Source organism: Microvirga pakistanensis (assembly GCF_004458765.1).
Classification (GTDB): domain Bacteria; phylum Pseudomonadota; class Alphaproteobacteria; order Rhizobiales; family Beijerinckiaceae; genus Microvirga; species Microvirga pakistanensis.
In genome coordinates, this window is the sequence record NZ_SPJX01000145.1 from 1 (window position 1) to 223 (window position 223).

Here is a 223-nt window from a genome sequence, read left to right on the forward strand (position 1 = left end):
TCCACCACGAGCATGGGGGCTTGGGCGCCCACGATCACGTGGTCTTCGCGCTGTCGAACGGAGCCAGCGTCACCTACAACGACGCCCGCCGCTTCGGCTTCATGGACCTCGTTCCCCGCTCCGGGATCGAAACCTGCCGGCATTTTGCCGGCATGGGCATCGAGCCCCTCGGCAACGAACTCTCGGGCGAGGCCATCGCCCGGCTCTTCGCTGGCAGGCGCGC

Annotated in this window: 1 pseudogene; it reads left to right on the forward strand. The window is 68.2% G+C overall.

Features of this window, described 5'->3' with window-relative positions:
- Positions 1 to 223 (forward strand): annotated as a pseudogene (locus E4K09_RS04650) (bifunctional DNA-formamidopyrimidine glycosylase/DNA-(apurinic or apyrimidinic site) lyase); the annotation flags it as partial.